The following is a 21556-nucleotide window of genomic DNA, read 5'->3' as shown; positions in this document are numbered from 1 at the left end:
TTATTTATCATTACAAATGAAATTACCGAAACTACAAACATAATAATACCAATTATAATAAAGTGAAACTTTAATCATTGGGGGTTTTGTTCATCCCCCAATGATTATTAGCCCTCACCACTCCCGCATTAACAGATCCTTTCTAATTAAAAATGATAGGAAACGTAAATATGACGAAAGCTGCCCAAAGTCCGTATATTGGCAAATACTTCGTAACGGCATCTTGGATAGCTTTTGGTCCTGATTTATTTTGCAAGAAACGCATATAGGAAAACATAATCCAAATTAGATTTGCCCAGATCAGTATGTTTACACCTAAAACAGCTAGTCTATTAGGTGTAATCCCGTAAGAAGAAAGTCTAAATACGATGGCTGACAATGCAACAATATCAATAATAAGTGCCAGAACAATTAAGGCAAAATTTATATAATCTGAAATACTCTTTTTCTCGTCTGAGTCACTCTCAACGATAGAAAATATAGTAACAGCCAATACACCAAGCAGTATTCCGTTGAAGGCCATTAGGAAATTGCGATCCAAGAATGGATTTTTCCCGACCAAAATTACCGTTATAAGATAGATAAGCAAGGTAATCAGGACGAGAGGACTAAAAATTTTAGATATGTATGGTGTAATATTTTTAGCAAGCTTAAGATTCATTGATACTAAGTATGCAGTCACAATAGCGAGAGCCGCTGCTCCAAATAAAACAACATTACTAAAATAGAATTCTCCTATATCTAAGTCAACAAAGCTAAATAAACGCATGGTGAATATTGCTAGTATCATTCCGCTCACTGCCATGCTCCCGTAGAGAAGACAATATTCTAAATTAAATTTAATATAGGCTAATCTTGTACTGCCTTTTGAATATTCATTTCCTGTAAATGCAAGCCCTACTAAGACCCATAAAAATATAGGAAGATGTAAATACGCAAGGATGGTACTGTCTTTATAATTTATTGGCAACGTATTAAGATACACCCCGGAAACTAGGAATAACGCTATAAGGGAATAAATAATACTTTTTTTCGGCTTATTATTGTAAACAAAATAAGCAGCAATAAAGGGAATTACACCAAAAGCCAAATTAATTGGAGCAATTGCTTCCTGCTCAACAAAGTGGAAAATGATTCTAGTGCTTATGCCGGCCAGAATAGCTAAAAGGCCCATGAATAAGAAACCTTTTTGAAACAAAGATGTTTTTTCTTTATTTACTTTCTCCTTAAAATGCAACCTTTCATACCAAGCACCTAGAATTTGAGAATCAGGGTTTTGGTCCCATGCTTGTGAGAATGCTTTTTTAAAAGCTTTCGGATCTTTTCTATACATCTTCTCCAACTCATGGGGGTTATCCATATGTTTAACAATCAAATTGTTAATGTTCATAGTTATACCTCCTCTAATTTTAAAAATAAGGTTGTTACCTTTTAACAAAAGCACCTCACTCATTTATTATGATTTTGATTTTAATACAAAATTTATCGTTTTACAATAAAAAATTATTATTTAAAGGATTTTTTTTATCGTTAAATTTTATATAAAAGAAAAAACAAAAGAGCATGACATAAAACTGTCATGCTCTTTTAACAAATTAATTCTCAAATACAAAATTAATCTTATTATCTTTCCACTCTAATTTCGCATCAAACGTTTTCTCGCCCTTTTTAAAGCCTTTAATTAAATCAGTCTTTTCACCTTTTAAGAGCTTTGTCATATTCTTTTGCGAAATTGTTTTACTTAATATCTTCTTTGAAATGGTGAAATCACATTGCGTTGTATTATAGTTAGAACAACCGTAAAACGTTGACTTATCAATTACATCGCCATCACATTTTTTACAGCTACCAACCTTTTTACCCGTTGTAAATTTCGATCCTTTTCGTTCAATCGATTCAACATGTAGTCCCGTGAAATCCCACTTCTCAGACATTTCCACTGCGTCTTCAATAATTTTAGCTGATAGCTTTTTCGTCTGTTCCATAAATGTAGCTGGTGAAGCTGTACCTTCACCAATTTCCGCAAGACGTTGTTCCCATTTCGCAGTCATTTCCGGTGAAGCTAGTATTTTGTCACCAATTGCGGTAATTAATACTTTTCCTTTATCAGTCGCATACACTTGGTTTTTCTTTACATCTATATATTTACGGTCTTTCAGCATCGTAATAATACCCGCGCGGGTCGCTTCCGTACCTAAACCTTCTGTTTTCTTCAATACCTTCTCTAGCTCTTCATTCTCTAAATACTTACCGGCTGTTTTCATTAACGTAATAAGTTGTCCTTCTGTATAACGCTTCGGTGGCTGTGTTTTTCCTTCTTTCACTTTCACCTTTACAACTTTTCCTTCTTCACCTTCAGCTACAATTGGAAGAATGGTTTCGTCATCTTTATCGTCTTGGAAAATAACTTTACGCCAACCTTCTTGAATTTGCTGTTTTCCTTTTGAAATGAATTCAGCACGTTCATCTACAAGCGTTACAATCGTTGTATAGTCAAAGATTGCAACTTCATAATGAGCTGCAATAAGCCTTCTTACGATCATATCGTATATTTTCTTTTCATCACCTGATAGTCTGCTTGGGTTTGTAACTTGCTCTGTCGGAATAATCGCGTAGTGATCTGTTACTTTCTTTTCATTTACATAACGCTTATTGTTCATAATGGATTCAACCGGAGCCGGTAATAAACCTTTATATTCATCAAACTGACTTAACTTCTGTAAAATATCAGGGAAAGTCGCTGCTTCTCCTTGAGTAACATAGTTAGAATCTGAACGTGGATAAGAAACAATCCCTTTTTGATAGAGTGCTTGCGTTATATCAAGCGTCTTTTTCGGTGAAAACTTAAAGGCTTTATTTGCCGTTGCTTGCAGTGATGATAAGTTGAATAAAAGCGGCGGCTGAAACTCTTTACGCTCCGTTTTCATTTCCTTCACAACAGCCGGTTTCCCTTGGCAAAATGCCGCAATTTTATTCGCCATATCAGGGTCTTTTAAGCGGGATTCATTATCCTTCTCCCATTTCCCGTCATATTTCTTTCCTTCTATATTAAAGGTTGCAAACACTTCCCAGAAAGGCTCTGACTTAAAGTTTTCAATTTCTTTCTCACGCTTTACAATCAATGCTAACGTTGGTGTTTGGACACGACCAGCAGAAAATACATCATTCATTCCTTTTTTCTTTAACAAAATACTAAACACACGTGATGCATTCATGCCAACAACCCAGTCAGCACAAGATCTTGTGTATGCTTCGTAATACGTATTAATTGTATCTGATTCATCAAGTAAATTTTTAAACCCTTGATAAATAGCTTGCTTCGTTAAAGACGAAATCCATAGACGCTTCATAGGCTTTTGCACGTTACAAAGATTAATAATATTTCGTACGATCAGTTCCCCTTCACGCCCAGCATCGCCTGCGTGAATAATTTCTGTTACCTGTGGATTATGTAACAGCTGTTTCACAACGTTAAATTGCTTATACTTTGACTTTGTAACTTCAAATTGAAAACGCTCTGGAATCATCGGTAACGTATTAAGTGACCATTTTTTCCACTCTGCGTGATAATGCTCTGGATTACATAACTGCGTCAAATGACCAATTGCCCATGTACAGTACGCTCCATTTGGAAATAACTCATTCGCTTCTACTTCTAAATATCCATCTTTCCGGCGATATTTAAACTGTGAAACAAGAGCCAACCCTTGATCTGGTTTCTCGGCAATAATTAATTTCATTTTATAACTCCCTATCTGTATTCCAGTGTTACTTTCATTGTATATATGTTTAGAAGCGATGATAAAACAACAATCTTATTTATCATTCGCGGTTTGTCTCGCAAATGTGAGACCTATAATATTATACGCTTATTCTTTATGGCTTCACAATAGAAACTCATAATATAACAATTTCTTTCACATGCTTACAATTAAAAAAGACGCCCTAAAAAATCAAGCGTTCCTTTGCTTACATCTATGAAATTGTGCAGATAATATGCAGATATTAATAAGCATAAGTACTCTCCATATAAACATATGATGAAATGAACGATAGGACAAGGAGGTATCATAATGTTTGCTTATACGTTAACTACCTTAACACTTTGCTGTACCTCGATTCTTATTACATCCTATATTTCTAAACGTAAGGGTACCCTAATGGAGTATATGGTATTTATTATGTCTTTTAGTATGAGTATCGGTTTAAGTATTGGTTTTTATTTAGGCATTCTCTTTAAGGGGGAATTACTATATTCTACTTTACTTGCTATTTTAATTAGTGGTTTTATCGGTTTTTTAGTGGGTCTACGTTTTCACCTATATACTGCTTTAGAAGGAATGTTCTCTGGATTAATGGCAAGTATGATGGGAGCAATGATTACAGAAATGTTAAACGCTCAACAAGCTCATAGTATATTGTTCATTAGCCTTTTACTTACTATAACGATTACTATGTCCTGTGTGATTCAATTGTTATCGGAGAACTTTTCTACTTTTATCCAACAGCGTTTTTTGTTATTACTTTCAATTAGTGTAGTAATTATCGTTGCCGTATTCGCGACATTCCCAGATCATACTCCTGCACCTGGGCATAATCAACATATACATTAGTACTTGCAACAAAAATGAATAAGCAGCTATCCATAGGATAACTGCTTCCTATTATTCTGGCTTATTAGGAATATTTTGGTTTGGAACATAGTCAGATTTATAATCTGTATAGTTCACTTCCGTTACCATCCCTGCTGAAGCATGATGTAGGTCGTGACAGTGGAACATCCACTCACCGGGATTGTCTGCTACAAAGGCTACTTCATATTCTTCTCCTGGTTTTAAGTTCAATGTATCTTTTACAATTGGAGAACCTTTTATCGGTTTTCCATCTTTACTCAACACCTGAAAGAAGTGCCCGTGTAAATGCATTGGGTGATCATCCATTTTAGAACGATTTACCAACTTCACTTTTACTAAATCACCCTTTTTTACTTGAATTGGGTCAATATCCGGAAATACCTTTCCGTTAATTGTATATACCATTTCATTTCCATTCATTTGCGTATTTAAGTCCATATTATATGTGGCAGTATACTCTTGATTTAACGTGAAACTACCTAATTTTTTAGTACCATATTTCATTATATCTACTTTCGGTAATTTTTCTTTTTCGTCTGCTTTATCTTTCATCTCTTTGCTGCCATCATATTCAATAACAGCTTTCATTCCTTTTGCACCTTTATTTTTCGAATGGTCTTCAACATACCATTTCCCAGTTTTATTAGCAGTAAATTCAATATCATAACGTTCGCCCGGTGCGATTGAAATTACTTTATCCTTTATAACTTTTGGATCGTTTATTGGTTGACCATCTGTCGCAATTACTTTTATATCATGACCGTGAACATGTATATCATGTGATAGATAACCAGCATTAACGAGTCGAAAACGAACTTTATCTCCCTTATTCACTTTCAATGGCACTACTAAATCACCGCTTTTTCCATTGATTGTGAATAAATCATACATACTCATATCATGACCTTCCATCTTCATATTTCCATGGTCCATTCCTTCCATATTACTAGAGTCTTTTTGATCACTGCCCACGTCCATACCAGAATGATCCATGCCGTTCTTATCATCATTCTTTTCCTCATTTTCATTACCTTTAGATTTATTACCTATTTGCCCTTTTGTCATTTCTTTTAACTGCTTATTCATTTCTTCTTTATCTGTAACCCATTCATCCAACATTAATGTGTAATCTTTATCATATTTTTCCTTTGTATCTTCTACAATGAGCGCTCCATACAAACCTCTATCTAATTGATTTACAGAATCTTGATGCGAGTGATACCAGTACGTTCCTGGTACGTTCGCTTCAAATTCGTAAGTGAAACTTTTTCCTGGTTCAACTGCATCTTGTGTCACGCCTGGAATTCCATCCATGTTATTTGGGACAGGATATCCATGCCAATGAATAGATACTGGTGCAGATAATTCATTTTTTAATGTCACTTTCACCTTTTCACCTTTTTTCACCCGAATTTCTGGACCAGGAGATGATCCATTAAATGTCCAGACTGGAACAATAACACCGTTACTTAACTTTTGCTTTTCTTCTTTCGCTATTAAAGTAACTTCTGGTCCTTTTTCAACCTTCAATGGTTTTGTAGCTGTTTCAGTCTGTATTGTTTTTTTATCTTTCATATTTTTATGATCATTTGTTGTATTTGTGGCCAAAGAACATGCAGCAATTAAAAATATTACAGAGACCGTAACAGCTTTTAATACAAATCGCTTCATGGAAAATCCCTCCTTTTTCAAAATCATTATAGAAGTTGATTTTCAAGAAAATAAGGAGATGTAATTAGATTTTACGTAAGCTAATTGGAAGATTACTAAAAGTGGAGACATTACAAGAGGCGAATATTTTAGAAATACAAAATGCTTTCCTTGTAGCGACTATATTAGCCGTTCTCGTATTTGTTTTGACGTTATTTCTTAAGAAACAATAACACTTCTATTATTAAATAAGAAAAATGTAGCTAAAATGCTCTTCACAAAAGAACTTAGATTTTTGTATAATAAGAACTAATGTTCTTCACAGACAATAGACTCAAATTACACAAATATATCAAATAGAAGAGGATTGATATACGATGAAAATTGATAGACCAAAAATTTCACCAGAGTTATCTTCAAAGAATTTTCAAGATATTTTTTATGAAGAAGATCCAACATTGGAAGTGTGTGAAATTATAGACTCCACTTTCGAAAATGAATCTGTAGATAGAGTACGATTATATGATGCGGTGATAAAAAACTGTAAGTTTACTAATACAGACTTTAGCAATATTGATATTACAGATGTTTGTTTTGAAAACTGTGATTTATCAAATGTTAATTTAAGCAATTCTTCTGTTCACAGAGTCGAATTTAAAAACAGTAAATTAATCGGAGTAAATTTCACAGAATCTAGCTTAGGAAATGTTAAATTTGAGAATTCAATTTTGAATTTAGCGGCATTTGGAAATTCCAAACTAGAAAAAATCATCTTCAATGAAACTTCATTAAATATTGCAGATTTTTTTGACTGTAAACTTAAAAAAGTTGAATTCCAATTATGTAGTCTTGATGAAGCTAATTTTGATCAGACATCACTGAAGGGGATAGATATTAGTTCTTCTAGCTTTGATACGATTACAGTTTCAGTGAACGATTTAAGAGGATGTAAAGTATCAACATATCAAGCTGTTCAGTTTGCAACTTTATTAGGATTAATAATTAAAGATTAGTATTTCGAAGATAAAAGAACCCTATCCCGAATCATGGATTTTTTAATTGTCCGCCATTCGAGATAAAGTTCAAATAAATTAGTGATGACTTTTTATTATTTAACTACAGCTTGGTTTCCTTTTACATGTTCATTATTTATACTCATAAATTCTTCAATTTCTTCAACTTCTCTAATGATATCTTTTGACAAGTTTTCATACCCGTCTTTCGTTACAAGAATATCATCTTCTATTCGAATACCAATTGACTCTTCCTCAATATAAAGACCTGGTTCAATTGTTATAACCATACCTTCTTCTAACACTCTATCTTTATATGTTCCTACATCATGTGTATCTAAACCAAGGAAATGGCTGACACCATGATAATAGTATTTTGATAACTCTTCATCTTCTTGAATTAAACCAATTGCTTTACACTCTTCTGCCAGTACCTTTTTTGTATGCTCATTTAATGCAGCGAACTTTAATCCTGGCTTAATAATCTCTGTTGTTTCTTTTAATGCTTTTAATACAATATTATAAATTTGTTTTTGGCGACTAGAGAATGTTCCATTTGCCGGGAATGTATAACTAATATCAGCGTTATAGTAGTCTTTTTGAGCGCCTAAATCTAGCAATACTAAATCACCATTTTGAATTTGTGCATCATTATCTTCATAATGAAGAACTGTAGCATTTTTCCCACTCGCCAAAATTGTATTGAATGCATGGTGCTTAATGCCAGATGATTTCAGTGTAAAATCAAATTGTGCTTCTAATTCATACTCCATCATGTCTGCTTTTGCATGCTTAAGTACGTTGTAAATACCGTCTTTCGTTATAGCAATCGCTTCTTTAATAATTTCAATTTCTTCTTCTGTTTTAAATACTCGTAATTCACAAATGTTCGGATATACATTACCAATTGTTACGTGTGGGAATTTTTCTCTTACATGTTTAGCAAATGCTAATGTTTTTGTCTCCATACCATTCCACTCACGACTTTCTATATCTAAATATAGATGCTTCGCATTTTCTGTAAAAAGTATATTTGACATTGTCTTTTCAAAGCTATCTAAATATACAACTTTCTTTATACCTGAAATTCCCTCTGCTTCTTCGTTAGAAACTGTTTTCCCAACCCATTTTTCCATTACTGGATCTGATTTTTCAATGAAAAGTGTCTCTTCTACACTATTCCCAAACTTTTTCAGCATAAAAATAACATTTGGTTCACCGATTCCCGTTAAGTAGTAAAAATTACGATTCGGTACAAATTTATAATGTGCATCGGCTGACATATGAGGTGCTTGTCCAGCAAATAAAATCGTAATGGATTCCTCTGGTAATGTGTTTGCTAATCGTTCTCTATTTTGAGCAAAAAATGTTGATTTCATAATAATCCCCCTAGCGTTTTATGTATAATTGTGAAACTAATTATTCAATACACTTCATTCTATTATTGTTATAATTTTTCGTCAATTTTTAACTAAATTTTAGATAGTATTGACACAGACAACTAAACAAGTTACAATAACTATAAATTAATAAGTTACTAATTTAAATTTAAATAAGAGGTGAACAAAATGCAAAACATTTTATTCCGTATTAACGAATTGTCAAAAAAAGAAAAAGCAACTGGATTAACAGTTGATGAAAAACAAGAACAACAAATGTTGCGTCAAAACTATACACAAACATTTCGTGGAAGCTTAGATTCCATTTTATTAAACACAAAAATTGTTGATCAAAATGGTCTTAACGTTACACCAGCCGCATTACAAGATGCTCAAATACGTTTAAAATTAAGCAAATGAGTTCCGCGCTAAAGAATTTTAATAAAACATAAACAGAGCTGGATTTCCTATATAGAAATTCCAGCTCTGTTTATTGTCTTTTCTAATTTAGTAAACGAGCGATACATCGCAATTCTCCACGACACAATCATCGCAAATGCAAGTAAGAAAAACATTCCGCTTAACTCTGCCAAATCAATTGATTGGCTTAAATATGACTTTAATGCCACGCGTACAGCTAATAAGCCTACTAAAATGAATATGAATGCTTTTGACGGTTTCATAAATATATGTTCGCCTTTTATTTCGAACTTAGTTGTTTTAATAAGAAAAATAGAGAAAATAAGCCCTATACTAATTGCCTCGACTATTTCTAACGATGTTAATCGAAACTCTGGTAAAAAGTACATCATCGCGCCTGTACTCATAAAAATTGGCGGCAATATAATTTTCTTTTTCGTTACCGGCTTTTTCGCTGCTTTAAAACGTAGAAACATTACCCCAACAGCCATACAAACTGCTACGACACTTGATAAAAGTGCTATCATACTTTCCACTCCTATCTATTTAAATGACTTTTTTAACAAAACCATAAACCAAATGAGCCCTACACTTATAATAACGTGACCTACCCCAGCCATATGGCTTAAACCGTTAAAGTCAGTTCCGTTTACTTGTAATAGACCTCTAAATAGCATTGTTGCAATATTAAAAATTAATCCTACATTATAAACAATAAACCATGCACGAAAGCTCTTTGTTTCTTGTACATGAAACACTTTACATAAAGCGAAAGCAATTAAAAAAAATAAGAAACCAAGCACTAGTACATGTGTATGTACTAATTGCAACATTGTGGATCCTTTAATTCCTTGTGCTTTCGAATACTCTCTTGCAAATACTCCTGATAATAAACCGATAATTAAGTAAATGAATGATGCATTATATAAATTCTTCATTTTATTCCTCCTATTGTAAACTTTCCATATTCGCTACAATCATTTTACGGAAAGTTTATGAACGGAATATGAATAAAATATTACATCCTATTTTCAAATAAAAAACCATTTTGTTTATATTGGTTTACCCATTTCAAAATTACGGTGTCTCTTATATCAATAGCTTTACTAATTTCTCGGTAACTTTCATTTCCGTTCAAATAACGTTGAACGATGTATATTTTTTCATCAGTTGTGAATTTAACCATAGAAAAACTGCACCTCCAATTGTTAGACTGTGTCTAACAATTGGAGGTGCAGTTTTTAATGGTGGGATGCTCTTTTATAATTTATTCATTATTGATTATTTTCCATCCTGTAAGTTTCTAGTTTAATTTAAACCATTGCTTCAGTTTCTATAATTACTAAAATTACCCTTTTCTCATAACCGTCTAATATTCCTAGAATTTCCGGGATTTTTGAGTTCATGCGGTTAAGCCCTCTCAATTATTTTAGAACTTAACTAATCTCAGTTTGCAACTCCATTCCAAACATCGACATCATTATCATCTAAAATGGCTTTGATTTTATCTTTCTCAAAAACTACCAGATATTCATAAGGTAAGGCTAAAACTTGAATAATTGAAGGTCTAATTTTTAGTAGCTGATATGCGTAATATGCTTCTAATTCACCGTCAGTTTCTTCTGTTTCATCGACAGGACCGATATACCAACCAGAATCACCTTTATCACAATCCCTAGCTCTTTGTAAATAAACCTCATCTAGTTGTAACACATTTTTTGAAGTCACTATTTTATCGCTAAACTTTATTGTTTCACCGTCAATATTTAACTGACGTAAACAATGTACTTGTTCTAATTGCACCCATAAAGCAATTGTTAGATCATCTGTAGTATCCTTAAATGGATTTTTTGTATAATCTGGGGCAATAATGTGATACCCATCTTCACGTTTGGATAGAACAAAAATAGACCAACCAACTTGCATAGAAAATCTATCAACTAATTTATTATCTTCTACTTTAGTTAGCAAATACAATAACTTTTCTATCTGGGGGCCTAAATGTTCTTCTGCTGTAGCTATTATCTTTTTACCACCTATATTTTTAACTATTGTTTTCAATGGGTTGTAACCTCTCTTTTATTGATTTTTTCAAAGCTTCTCTAGCCACTGCTTCACGTTCTAACATTTCTAGTCTTATAATTTCCGGAACCTTACCGTATTTAGGGTGCCCCGGCCATGTACTCCAATCTTTTGCATTCTTAGAAGCATTTGTTGGTTTTCCAAGTCCAACAAAGTTTACATCCATATTAAGCACTTCTATTTGTTGTTCTCTCGGTAATAGGTCAAAACCTTCCATGTCCGTTATTTCTTTCATTGAAACAATGTGGTCAGCTTCAAGTTTTTCCACTTCATAACCATATACAGGGTCAATTTTGGGTACATCTGTATTTACGCTTTTTCTTATCCTATTATTGGGTGTTCTCTTTCTTAAATCTTTATATTCCTCTTTTGAAACCGCAAATTGATTTAATAAGTCTTTCGCTTCTTGGTATGCCCCACCAAGTTCATATTTTATAGAACTTCCTCCAACATCAGCATAAGCCAAACGGTTTCCAGTGTTCAACTTAAAATCAGTTAATACATTTCTATATGCAGCAGAATTAGTCATAAACGACTTTCCTTTTGCTAGGTTGCCAGCGATTGCTAACTTCCCTGCTTGTCCTGCTTTACTAAGACCTTTATCACCAATAAAACCTGTTAATAATGATGCTACACCATAGGCAGCATAGTGCTCTCTACTTTCCATATCTCCGTTCCAGAAATCATTAATGAATGAATCTGATAAAGTATTCCATGCAGCAGGAAGTGTTTCTTTATAATTAATAATTGCATCTCGCATGTTTAACCACGTTTCTTTATCGCCTAAAGCTACGAATCCTTCCCATGCATCTACAGCACCATCTACAAAACCTGTAGAAATACCAGTCCATGCATCACTTAGATCCTTTTTCTCTCTTTCCCAAGCCTTTTCGAAGTCAGATTTAGGCGAAATTTTACCGCACATTGCACCTTCTTCAATTGAATTATCAGCCTGACGATTCCTATCTTCTGTAATCGCCTGGATAGAAGTCGTCCACTCCATATTCAATCCTTGTGTACTAAATATACCACTTGCAGGACTAAAACCTTTTCCACTTTGTACTTCTGCAAGACCTGTAGCAATACTAGTAGCTAATTGAATTGCTGTAGCATAGTTATTGCTAGACGTTTGATTAAATTCATGTAGATGGTCTAACTTTTCTTGAAGTTTTTTCCTCATGACAGTAAAAAGATTTGCCATAGCGTCTATACCTGGTATTGGCATAGTTTGAGTAATGGCTTCCATACTTGCTTTCATTCGGTCAATCTCTCGAATTTGTTCTAATATTTCTTGTTCAATTACATCTGCCTGAGCTACTTGTGATTGAAATTGACTTGGAAATGCATCGTTCTGACGGATTAATTCTTCACATAAGTATATGATTCCTTGTGCTAAAGGGCGAAAGGTTTCTGCGAAAAATGCTTTTGCACTATCGTAAGTTTGCCCTTGTAGAACGGTATCACTTGTAAAAGCATCAATCGATTGAATGGCTTGTTCCATACCTTGAATGGTAGCTGTACATACAGCATTCATGCTTTGAGTTTGGCTTTGTACTTCTCCCAAATACATATTTAAACTCATGCATTGACCTCCCTTGCTAATTGTTGTTGCTGGTAGGATAGGTCGTTTTCTGAATCACTAAGGTCTCGTCTTTCTTTAAGTAATGTTTCTTTTTGATTTTCTAATTTAAATGTAAGTTTTCGCTCAATGTGTTGTGCTTCTTGACGGATATTTATAAAGAAATGAGATAACTCTTTATCGTTGTGCCAAGTTTCTAAAATACGGTTAAATAAGCGGTTGCTTCGATTTTTCAATTCGTGAAAATCAGCTTCCGCTTGTTCCTGAGTTCGAAGCGCGGATTGATTTCGGTCCTGTTCTTCAAATACACTTCGTAATTTTTGATTTAACTGTTTAATTTGGTTTTTGATATCTCGATCCATTTTTTCCTCCTACCGTTTTATCTTTACGAAGGTGGTCATATTAGCGGAAAGTATTGTGAAGCTCGTGATCCATTCTCTCAAACTCTTTGGCTACCGAATGAATATTATCGACCGCTTGTTGAAAGACGGTGGAAAATTGTTTCGTCAAATCTAAAACTTGTTGGTTCGCTTCTTGTGCTTTTGAATTAACTGAAAGCGTAGTACGTGTCGCCTTTTTTATAGAACGATTTGTTGCGTTTTGGATTGTATCTGAAGCTGCCCTCATTTGCGTTGCGATTTGTGTAGCGCTTTGAAAATTACTTTGAAATTGTCCCATCGTATAAACCCCTTCTATACTTAATAGAGCATGAAAATTATACCATATTAGTATAGATTTTTATATTGATAGAGAACCTTTGTTTGAAGTGAACCCTGAAAACGGGGCACCTATCAAAACACCTAAACCACTTGTTCCCTAAATTCTTTAGGGGATAGGTGGTTTAATTTTTCTTGAATTCGCACACAATTGTAGTAATGAATGTATTCTAGCACAATCTTTCGCACAGTTGTGTTGGATACTTTTGTTATCTCTTGTGAATAGAAGGCTTCACTTTTCAAATGACCAAAGAAGCTTTCCATGACGGCATTATCATGGCAATTTCCTCTCCGGGACATGCTGGTGATAATGCCATTTTCTTTGGCATATGCTTGAAATTCCTTCGCTGTATAAATACTTCCTTGATCTGAGTGAAGAAGGACATCTTTTACTTTTCGCCCTCTCATTGCTTGTTTTAATGTCTTCATTGCTAATGGCAGTGCTTGGGACTCGCTGATGACATAACTAATAATTTCACGATTAAAGGCATCCATAATCGTTGATACATACAAGGTACGCTCTCCAAATAATAGATACGTCACATCCGTAAACCACTTTTCATTTGGTGCGGATGCATCGAATTGGCGTTCCAATCGATGAGGGGCTACTACTGGCTCCGCACCACTGATATATTTCTTTTTCTTTCGACGAACTTTTGAGAGAATCTGATTTTGTCTCATGATTCGTAATACTTTTTTATGATTCACACACAGTCCCATTTTCCGAAGAGTTGCGGTCACTCTTCGATATCCATATCGTAATTTATGCCGAAGACAAGCATCCTTTATTTTCTCTTCTATCTCATCTCTTAGGTCCACTGTTCGTTGTAACCAACGATAAAATGTAGACCGGGGTAATTCTAATACATTACACAATTCTTTTACCGTTAGTTTTGTTTTGAAATCGGTCCATAAAGTAACTACAGTTTCCAGGTTCAACTCCTTTCGATTTCCAGATACTTTCCCCATATCAGTAATTTTGTTTTTAACTGTTTATTTTCTAACCGTAGCTGTTCCAATGCATTTAACTCTTTTGGCCCTTTTCCATAAGAATATTGCTTTCCTACAGGTTGTTGAAAACGGTACGTTTGACTGGTACGATACCACTTCATCCATGTCTTAATTTGGGAAACATTTTTAATTCCAAACTTCTCCATAATGGTCCGATTGGAATATCCATCCTTTTTCATTTCAATCACTTTCCACTTTATTTCTTCTGGGTAATGAACTCTTGTCTTCAAACCAAAAACACCTCCATTGAATTTGCATACTTAGTATGCGAATTCAGGAGGTGTTTTTTTCATGTACCATTATTCGGGTTCACTTCACTTCACTTCAGTTGGTAGGGCGTTTTTTAGAGTACGAAAGGTAATTCAATTATAAAAATAGCCTATCATCTTTTAATATTAATTGGGAATTTATATTGTACTTACACTACATTAATATTTAATATTTATTTTTTAAAATTTCACATGTGGTAAAATAATAAATTGATGAAAAAGGGGACGAAATATCAGTAAATAATTCACCGCAATATAAAGTAAAAAACTGCACCTCCAATTGTTATTCGTGTCTAACAACTGGAGGTGCAGTTCACTTTTCAACTTATTTTAAATCTTCTATTGAGAAAGCACCTGGAAGTAATTGCTCAACAGTCACTTCCTTTTCATCACCTTTTACATTCGTTAGTAAAACTTGCATTTTCGGTTCACAGAATTCAGCAATTACTTGTCTACAAGCACCACATGGTGAAATCGGTCCGTCTGTTTCGCCTGTAATAACTAAGTAACTAAAGTCACGCTCCCCTTCTGATACTGCTTTAAAGATCGCTGTTCTTTCTGCGCAGTTACATAGACCGTAAGAAGCATTTTCTATATTACAACCAGTATAGATTTTACCTTCTTTCGTAACTAATGCTGCACCAACAGGAAATTTTGAATACGGAATATATGCTTTTGCTAACATCTTATTTGCTTCTTCAATATATTTTTTCTTATCCATATTATTTCCCCCTTAAAATAATGTAATGATGATTAGTCAGTAATAACTGTATGAACTAATTTAGGAGCCACTGCTGTTTCAGCGATAGAAATGTTCTCATAGATTTTTGCTTTTACATCTTCTACATTTTCACGGTTTGCATAGATTGTTACGAATGGCTCGCCTTCTTTTACTGCATCGCCAACTTTTTTACGTAACATTAATCCTACCGCTAAATCGATTTCATCTTCTTTTGTCGCGCGGCCAGCACCTAGTAACATAGCTGCGATACCGATTTCATCTGCAACAATGTTAGAAATAACACCTGAAGTTTTTGCAGGTACATCAATTACATACTTCGCTTGTGGCATTTTTTCTGGATTGTCTACAATTGAGCTATCTCCGCCTTGATTGCTTAAGAACTCTTTAAATTTCTCAGTTGCTTTTCCGTTTTTCATCACTTCAATTAGCATTTCACGAGCTTCTTCTAACGTATTTGCTTTTTTCGCAAGTACGACCATTTGGCTACCTAATACAAGTACTAATTCTGTTAAATCTTCTGGACCTTCACCTTTTAACGTGTCAATCGCTTCTTTTACTTCTAGAGCGTTACCAATCGCAAAACCAAGCGGTTGTGACATGTCCGAAATAACAGCCATAGTTTGACGTCCTACATTATTTCCGATACGTACCATTGCATGTGCTAATTCTTTTGCATCTTCTTCTGTTTTCATAAATGCACCAGCACCTGTTTTTACATCAAGTACAATTGCGTCAGCACCAGCTGCAATTTTTTTACTCATAATTGAACTTGCGATTAAAGGAATTGAGTTAACAGTTCCTGTTACGTCGCGTAATGCATAAATCTTTTTATCTGCAGGTGTTAAGTTTCCTGTTTGTCCAATAACAGCTACTTTGTCACGGTTTACAATATCAATGAATTGTTCTTTCGTAATTTCAACGTGGAATCCTTCTACCGCTTCTAATTTATCAATTGTTCCGCCTGTATGTCCTAAACCACGACCAGACATTTTTGCTACTGGTACATCTAAAGCAGCAACTAATGGTCCTAATACTAAAGTTGTTGTATCACCAACACCGCCAGTTGAATGTTTGTCTACTTTAATTCCTTCAATTGCTGATAAGTCGATCGTTTCTCCAGACTCAACCATCGCCATCGTTAAATCTGCACGTTCGCGATCTGTCATATCTTTAAAGAAGATTGCCATTGCAAGCGCACTCACTTGATAATCAGGAATACTTCCGTCTGTATATCCATTAATAAAGAATTTGATTTCTTCAGTCGTTAGTTCTTTGCCGTCACGTTTTTTTGCGATAATATCTACCATTCTCATTACAATCACCATTCCTTTTTATATTATATGAATCTATTAAAATAATAAGCCAACGATTGTTGCTGATAAGAAACTTACTAACGTTGCACCGAATAGTAATTTCAAACCAAATCTTGCGACTACATTCCCTTGCTTTTCATTTAAGCTCTTAACTGCACCTGCAATAATTCCAATTGAAGAGAAGTTTGCAAATGAAACTAAGAATACAGATATAATTGCTGTCGTTCTATCTGAGAAATTAAAGTTTCCTTGTGCTAAATCTGTCATTGCGACAAATTCATTTGATACTAATTTTGTTGCCATAATATTTCCGGCATTAACTGCTTCATGCCAAGGTACACCCATAATAAATGCAAATGGTGCAAATGCATAACCAAGAATTTCTTGGAATGAAATACCGATTACACCTTTAAATACTGCATTAATAAATGCGATAAGAGCAACGAAACCGACTAACATAGCTGCTACTGTAATCGCAACTTTAAATCCATCAATAATGTATTCCCCTAATACTTCAAAGAAGGTCTTTTTCTCTTCTTCTTGTACTTCTAACATATCTTCTTCCTCAGTAACTTCATACGGGTTAATGATAGAAGCGATGATGAAGCCACCGAATAAGTTAAGCACTAAAGCGGTTACAACATATTGTGGTTTTAATAACACCATATATGATCCAACGATAGACATAGAAACTGTAGACATTGCCGATGCACATAATGTATACATTCTTTTCTCTGGCAATAACCCTAGTTGTTTCTTAACTGATATAAATACTTCAGATTGTCCTAAAATCGCAGAAGCAACAGCATTATATGATTCTAGTTTCCCCATTCCATTTACTTTACTTAATGCTAGACCGATAGATTTCACAATAATAGGTAATACTTTAATATGTTGCAAAATACCGATTAAGGCTGATATAAATACGATTGGCATTAATACACTTAAAAAGAACGAAAACTCTTTTTGATTTACTAATCCACCAAATACGAAATTCACACCGTCAGCGGCATATTTTAATAACTCTCCAAAACCATCTGCTATTCCGCTAATTAATATATTCCCTATACTTGTATTTAATAATAGAAACCCCAAAATGAATTGTAATATAACCATCGTTATGATTGGACGATATTTGACTTTCTTTCTATCATTACTAGCAAGCCAAGCGATACCTAAAATCAATACGAGGCCAAAAACACCGATTAAGTATTTCATAAGCCGTTTCCTCCCATTCGTATCCGCTTACATTTTCTTTAATTGTTAAAGCAATAGATATACTTTAAACGTATATCTATTGCTTTAACCTTTTATCGATTAGTAGTTATCTGTAGCACCTTTTGCATCATTTAATACGATTGCAACACTAGCACTTGCTCCAACGCGAGAAGCTCCAGCAGCTACCATTTTATCTGCATCTTCACGTGTACGAACACCGCCAGATGCTTTTACACCAACGTTTGGTCCTACTGTTTTACGCATTAATGCGATATCTTCAGCAGTTGCTCCGCCAGTTGAGAATCCAGTTGAAGTTTTTACGAAGTCAGCACCAGCTTTTACTGATAATTCACAAGCGCGTACTTTTTCTTCATCTGTTAATAGACAAGTTTCAATGATTACTTTTACAAGAGCTTTTCCTTTTGCTGCTTGTACTACTTCATAAATATCTTTTTCAACAAGTTCGTTGTCGCCATCTTTTAAAGCGCCTACGTTGATTACCATATCAACTTCAGTTGCACCTTTTGCGATAGCATCTTTTGTTTCAAATGCTTTTGTTTCAGTAGTGCTTGCTCCTAATGGGAAACCGATTACAGTACAAACGTCTACATCATGTCCAGCTAGTTCATCAGCCGCTAATTTTACCCATGTTGGGTTAATACAAACAGAAGCGAATTTATATTCCTTTGCTTCTTCGATTACTTTCATAACATCTTCTTTAGTAGTATTAGCTTTTAAAATTGTATGGTCAATTAACTTTGCAATGTTCATTATCTTCACTCCTCATATCTTTTAACAACTTCATTCTAACTCTTAGTTGAACAAATGTAAATACACTTTTGAAATTTTGTTCATTCTTTTTTAAAAGGAATTTTCTTGTAGTAAATAAAGCGCATTCTAACTAAGAAACAATTCCTATTTAAAATCAAAACTTTTATATTAACAATGGTAGTATGTATCTCCATATCCATAATTATTTTTAAAAAGGCAATTTGTGTTCAAAAAAACACCTATCATTCATACATAACAAAATAAAAGGCGTTCTCAAANNTTTGAGAACGCCTTTTATTTCTAATCTTTTTGATAATGTAACAATTCTTTTGCTGTATGCTGATCGATAATTAATACATTTGCATACCCGCCACGTAACGCACCATCAATTGCTTTTATTTTTCTATTACCACCTGCAACTAAAATAGAGCGTTTCTTTAATTTCAGTTCCTCTAACTCAATTCCAATGGTCCGCTTATTAATTTCTTCACTACTAATATTTCCGTCTCCATCAAAGAAACGTGAACAAATGTCACCGACCGATTGTTTTTTGAGTAAACTTGTTTCCTCCTTATCGAAATAACCTAATCGGAATAATAGCGCTTCATCTCGCACTGTTCCTACAGTAAAAATTGCAATATTCGCTTGCTTCCCCATTTCGATAATGTGATGAATATGTCGATCCTGCTCTACTAATTCTTTTGTCACTGCATTATCAAATATAACTGGAAGAGGTAGATTTCTTGGCGTCGTTTGAAAAGCATCTGCAAATAAAGCTATCGTCTCATTCGCATATGTATTTACACTCGAATGACTAATGCCACCTTTTAGCTGGACAACCTCTATCCCTTTTACATGTTGCGGTACGATTTTTCTAGCGATTTCATACATTGTCATTCCCCAGCTTACACCAACGATATCACCATTTTTAACCGTCTTTTCCATATACTCAGCTGCATATTTACTAATATACTCTGTAATCGTTGCATATTCTGGCACTGGAGAAAACACAACATGTGCCTCTAACAAGTTGTACTTTTCTTTTAGTAAATTCCCAACGTTATCTAAATCCGCAAATGGATCGGCGATGCTAATTTGAACAAACCCTTTTTCTTTCGCGTACTTTAACAATCTAGAAATCGTCGGTCTTGAAATATTTAATTTGTTAGCAATTTCTTGCTGACTATAATCTGATTGATAATATAATCTTGCAACTTCAACGCTTAATTGTTGTTTATCTTTTTCCATAGTAACTCATTACAAATCCCTTCCTGTATTTCCCTTTCGTTACAAGCATTATACAGCTTTATGCAAAAAAATTCGACTACCGAATTTTATCTAACTGAACTTATATTCCACTTATTATATACAATGAAACCGTTCAATAAGAAACATAAACCATCGTCTAAAAACTATTCAAATACCCCTTATAAACAGAAGATACTGGTTATAAGGGGTATGTATTCAATTTAATTTTATAAAAATTGGATGAAAACAATGCAAGTTCCCACTTATTTAGAATAAGTGAAAAGATGATGTTTTATTTGTTCAATAAAATAATGATGGTGTATATTATCGTTAGATACTCGACTTGCCATAATAGCCCCCTCCATTGAAGATGCAAGAAAGGAAGCAAGTGATATAACCTCTATATCTTCTTTAAGTTCTTGTTTCTCTATTCCTTCTTTTATGAGAGAAGCCATTAACATTACTGTATCATCATAACCTTTTGCTGCTGCTTTTTGTAATTCTGGAAATACTCCAGTACTTTCAATTGCGCTATTAAGTAATGGACAGCCTCCAGCAATAGGAGGATTATTAGCTGCATCTTGATATACAAGGAAAATTGCAAGGATTTTATCGATTGCTGTCTTTTTATTTTCCATTGCTTTATGAAAATGACTCCACATAATCTCACCACTTTTGTCGTAGGCAGCAAGGACAATTTCTTCTTTACTTTTGAATCTACGATAAATAGATCCTTTAGGTAGTTCAGTAGCTGTCATTATATCCTGGATGGATGTGCGAGTTATCCCATTAGTATTAAATAAATATAAAGATGTTTCAATAATTTTTTCTTTAACCTTATCAACTTTAGTCATGCTTTGTAATCCTCCTAATAAAAACGAGCTTAATATTCCAGGTGATATTTACCATCTATTTTCTTGAATTTTTTTGTAAGTATAAAGAAGTTTGAAGCGAAAATATCTTATCAACCCCTATATTATGTGAACCTCAAACAATACAGTTTGAAAAGAGATTAATCAAATTGTATTATCTATATCATTCAAATGAATTTTCTGTCAAAATTAACATGACCAATTATTTAATTCAGTCATGTTATACAACTAATTTCACCTAACTTCGTAGTAGGTGTAAAAATATATAGTTAAATTTAACGTATAGACATATGATTATTATATATAATTTTGATTAATATGTTTAGCTAAAGTGTTTGAACTATCCCCACTTTCACTTCATTCTATAAAAGGGTAATCATTAATGATTACTGGAATTAAATTGTACCAAAGAAACTGAGATATAAATATATTTGCTTTTTTTCCATTTGGATTTTGTTAATACTTTATAAAAAGGGTTTAAAAAACTAGAAACTTATAGTATCATTAGGTTCCGGACCGAACCGTCCGGTTTATAATCTTATATAAATATATTTAGAAGGAGAACGTTATGCAGAGAGAAAAATCAAAAATTATAGGTAATTTAATTATGGGGGCAATACACATCGCTATCAAGCTAAG

20 protein-coding genes and 1 pseudogene are annotated in these 21556 nt (G+C 33.8%); 3 read left to right on the top strand and 18 right to left on the bottom strand.

Translation table 11 applies throughout. The annotated features are described in order from the left end of the window. Positions 1-142 precede the first annotated feature (142 nt). Both CN409_RS04750 and topB read right to left on the bottom strand, forming a co-directional pair. Complete coding sequence (locus tag CN409_RS04750) at positions 143-1390, bottom strand: DUF4153 domain-containing protein (RefSeq protein WP_097980835.1); 1248 nt, start codon at positions 1388-1390, stop codon at positions 143-145. 205 nt (positions 1391-1595) lie between these two features. Beyond that, on the bottom strand, positions 1596-3740 hold the full coding sequence (gene topB, locus CN409_RS04745; protein WP_000766771.1) for a DNA topoisomerase III: 2145 nt from the start codon (positions 3738-3740) through the stop codon (positions 1596-1598). Between the two features lie 333 nt (positions 3741-4073). Between topB and CN409_RS04735 the strand changes: the two genes are divergently transcribed. Continuing rightward, positions 4074-4613, top strand: a complete 540-nt coding sequence (locus tag CN409_RS04735) for a hypothetical protein (protein ID WP_000458542.1) — start codon at positions 4074-4076, stop codon at positions 4611-4613. A gap of 51 nt (positions 4614-4664) precedes the next feature. Here CN409_RS04735 and CN409_RS04730 read toward each other — a convergent pair whose 3' ends face one another. Beyond that, complete coding sequence (locus CN409_RS04730; RefSeq protein WP_000820011.1) at positions 4665-6305, bottom strand: multicopper oxidase family protein; 1641 nt, start codon at positions 6303-6305, stop codon at positions 4665-4667. Between the two features lie 356 nt (positions 6306-6661). On the opposite strand from CN409_RS04730, the gene CN409_RS04725 reads away from it, so the two are divergent. Next, positions 6662-7297: a pentapeptide repeat-containing protein gene (locus CN409_RS04725; RefSeq protein ID WP_097980834.1), complete on the top strand. Its 636-nt coding sequence runs from the start codon at positions 6662-6664 to the stop codon at positions 7295-7297. Between the two features lie 95 nt (positions 7298-7392). Here the strand turns inward: CN409_RS04725 and CN409_RS04720 are convergent, their stop codons facing one another. After that, positions 7393-8676 (bottom strand): aminopeptidase P family protein, encoded by a 1284-nt coding sequence (locus CN409_RS04720; protein ID WP_097980833.1) that lies wholly within the window; start codon positions 8674-8676, stop codon positions 7393-7395. Positions 8677-8865: 189 nt separating this feature from the next. On the opposite strand from CN409_RS04720, the gene CN409_RS04715 reads away from it, so the two are divergent. Next, complete coding sequence (locus tag CN409_RS04715) at positions 8866-9096, top strand: DUF896 domain-containing protein (protein ID WP_001179614.1); 231 nt, start codon at positions 8866-8868, stop codon at positions 9094-9096. A 47-nt stretch (positions 9097-9143) separates the two neighbouring features. On the opposite strand, the gene CN409_RS04710 is transcribed toward CN409_RS04715, so the two are convergent. From CN409_RS04710 to CN409_RS04645, 14 genes and pseudogenes are all read right to left on the bottom strand, one after another. Then, positions 9144-9623, bottom strand: coding sequence for a CcdC family protein (locus CN409_RS04710; protein ID WP_000561074.1), 480 nt, complete (start codon positions 9621-9623; stop codon positions 9144-9146). Between the two features lie 15 nt (positions 9624-9638). Next, positions 9639-10034, bottom strand: a complete 396-nt coding sequence (locus tag CN409_RS04705) for a DUF2871 domain-containing protein (RefSeq protein WP_000794056.1) — start codon at positions 10032-10034, stop codon at positions 9639-9641. Positions 10035-10138: 104 nt separating this feature from the next. Next, positions 10139-10282, bottom strand: a pseudogene (locus CN409_RS04700) (transposase); the annotation flags it as partial. Between the two features lie 260 nt (positions 10283-10542). Continuing rightward, on the bottom strand, positions 10543-11157 hold the full coding sequence (locus CN409_RS04695; RefSeq protein ID WP_000849723.1) for an immunity protein Imm33 domain-containing protein: 615 nt from the start codon (positions 11155-11157) through the stop codon (positions 10543-10545). Next, positions 11141-12760, bottom strand: coding sequence for a T7SS effector LXG polymorphic toxin (locus CN409_RS04690; protein ID WP_000056137.1), 1620 nt, complete (start codon positions 12758-12760; stop codon positions 11141-11143). The genes CN409_RS04695 and CN409_RS04690 overlap by 17 nt, the downstream gene beginning before the upstream one ends. After that, a complete protein-coding gene (locus CN409_RS04685; RefSeq protein WP_063675222.1) occupies positions 12757-13119 on the bottom strand; it encodes a DUF3958 family protein in 363 nt (120 codons plus the stop codon). Before CN409_RS04685 ends, CN409_RS04690 begins: the two co-directional genes overlap by 4 nt. Before the next feature lie 40 nt (positions 13120-13159). Continuing rightward, positions 13160-13435 (bottom strand): TIGR04197 family type VII secretion effector, encoded by a 276-nt coding sequence (locus tag CN409_RS04680; RefSeq protein WP_016082052.1) that lies wholly within the window; start codon positions 13433-13435, stop codon positions 13160-13162. Between the two features lie 122 nt (positions 13436-13557). Beyond that, a protein-coding gene (locus tag CN409_RS04675) for an IS3 family transposase (protein ID WP_097980832.1) occupies positions 13558-14714 on the bottom strand; the annotation gives its coding sequence in 2 pieces (ribosomal slippage) (positions 13558-14465 and positions 14465-14714; 1158 coding nt in all). 364 nt (positions 14715-15078) lie between these two features. Continuing rightward, positions 15079-15474, bottom strand: a complete 396-nt coding sequence (locus tag CN409_RS04670) for a cytidine deaminase (protein ID WP_079245343.1) — start codon at positions 15472-15474, stop codon at positions 15079-15081. 32 nt (positions 15475-15506) lie between these two features. Further along, positions 15507-16808, bottom strand: coding sequence for a pyrimidine-nucleoside phosphorylase (locus CN409_RS04665; RefSeq protein WP_001983022.1), 1302 nt, complete (start codon positions 16806-16808; stop codon positions 15507-15509). Positions 16809-16844: 36 nt separating this feature from the next. Continuing rightward, on the bottom strand, positions 16845-18026 hold the full coding sequence (locus CN409_RS04660) for a NupC/NupG family nucleoside CNT transporter (protein ID WP_000876177.1): 1182 nt from the start codon (positions 18024-18026) through the stop codon (positions 16845-16847). A gap of 99 nt (positions 18027-18125) precedes the next feature. Further along, complete coding sequence (gene deoC / locus CN409_RS04655; RefSeq protein WP_001017441.1) at positions 18126-18797, bottom strand: deoxyribose-phosphate aldolase; 672 nt, start codon at positions 18795-18797, stop codon at positions 18126-18128. Between the two features lie 300 nt (positions 18798-19097). After that, positions 19098-20045: a sugar-binding transcriptional regulator gene (locus CN409_RS04650; protein WP_000409779.1), complete on the bottom strand. Its 948-nt coding sequence runs from the start codon at positions 20043-20045 to the stop codon at positions 19098-19100. A gap of 263 nt (positions 20046-20308) precedes the next feature. Next, positions 20309-20899 carry a TetR/AcrR family transcriptional regulator gene (locus CN409_RS04645; RefSeq protein WP_000169651.1) on the bottom strand — a complete coding sequence of 197 codons (591 nt, stop codon included), beginning with the start codon at positions 20897-20899 and terminating at the stop codon, positions 20309-20311. Between the last annotated feature and the right edge of the window lie 657 nt (positions 20900-21556).

Origin of the sequence: Bacillus sp. AFS012607 (assembly GCF_002558005.1) — a bacterium.
Classification (GTDB): domain Bacteria; phylum Bacillota; class Bacilli; order Bacillales; family Bacillaceae_G; genus Bacillus_A; species Bacillus_A thuringiensis_S.
The sequence above is the reverse complement of the archived record's forward strand: the minus strand, read 5'-3'. Positions and strand labels throughout refer to the sequence as shown.

Bases quoted from the DNA above. Each gene is read 5' to 3' on its own strand.
- topB (WP_000766771.1), bottom strand. From the start codon at position 3,740: ATGAAATTAATTATTGCCGAGAAACCAGATCAAGGGTTGGCTCTTGTT.
- CN409_RS04705 (WP_000794056.1), bottom strand. From the start codon at position 10,034: ATGAAGAATTTATATAATGCATCATTCATTTACTTAATTATCGGTTTA.
- CN409_RS04650 (WP_000409779.1), bottom strand. From the start codon at position 20,045: ATGGAAAAAGATAAACAACAATTAAGCGTTGAAGTTGCAAGATTATAT.
- CN409_RS04680 (WP_016082052.1), bottom strand. From the start codon at position 13,435: ATGGGACAATTTCAAAGTAATTTTCAAAGCGCTACACAAATCGCAACG.
- deoC (WP_001017441.1), bottom strand. From the start codon at position 18,797: ATGAACATTGCAAAGTTAATTGACCATACAATTTTAAAAGCTAATACT.
- CN409_RS04645 (WP_000169651.1), bottom strand. From the start codon at position 20,899: ATGACTAAAGTTGATAAGGTTAAAGAAAAAATTATTGAAACATCTTTA.
- CN409_RS04725 (WP_097980834.1), top strand. From the start codon at position 6,662: ATGAAAATTGATAGACCAAAAATTTCACCAGAGTTATCTTCAAAGAAT.
- CN409_RS04660 (WP_000876177.1), bottom strand. From the start codon at position 18,026: ATGAAATACTTAATCGGTGTTTTTGGCCTCGTATTGATTTTAGGTATC.
- CN409_RS04735 (WP_000458542.1), top strand. From the start codon at position 4,074: ATGTTTGCTTATACGTTAACTACCTTAACACTTTGCTGTACCTCGATT.
- CN409_RS04665 (WP_001983022.1), bottom strand. From the start codon at position 16,808: ATGAGAATGGTAGATATTATCGCAAAAAAACGTGACGGCAAAGAACTA.
- CN409_RS04715 (WP_001179614.1), top strand. From the start codon at position 8,866: ATGCAAAACATTTTATTCCGTATTAACGAATTGTCAAAAAAAGAAAAA.
- CN409_RS04685 (WP_063675222.1), bottom strand. From the start codon at position 13,119: ATGGATCGAGATATCAAAAACCAAATTAAACAGTTAAATCAAAAATTA.
- CN409_RS04670 (WP_079245343.1), bottom strand. From the start codon at position 15,474: ATGGATAAGAAAAAATATATTGAAGAAGCAAATAAGATGTTAGCAAAA.
- CN409_RS04690 (WP_000056137.1), bottom strand. From the start codon at position 12,760: ATGAGTTTAAATATGTATTTGGGAGAAGTACAAAGCCAAACTCAAAGC.
- CN409_RS04730 (WP_000820011.1), bottom strand. From the start codon at position 6,305: ATGAAGCGATTTGTATTAAAAGCTGTTACGGTCTCTGTAATATTTTTA.
- CN409_RS04720 (WP_097980833.1), bottom strand. From the start codon at position 8,676: ATGAAATCAACATTTTTTGCTCAAAATAGAGAACGATTAGCAAACACA.
- CN409_RS04750 (WP_097980835.1), bottom strand. From the start codon at position 1,390: ATGAACATTAACAATTTGATTGTTAAACATATGGATAACCCCCATGAG.
- CN409_RS04710 (WP_000561074.1), bottom strand. From the start codon at position 9,623: ATGATAGCACTTTTATCAAGTGTCGTAGCAGTTTGTATGGCTGTTGGG.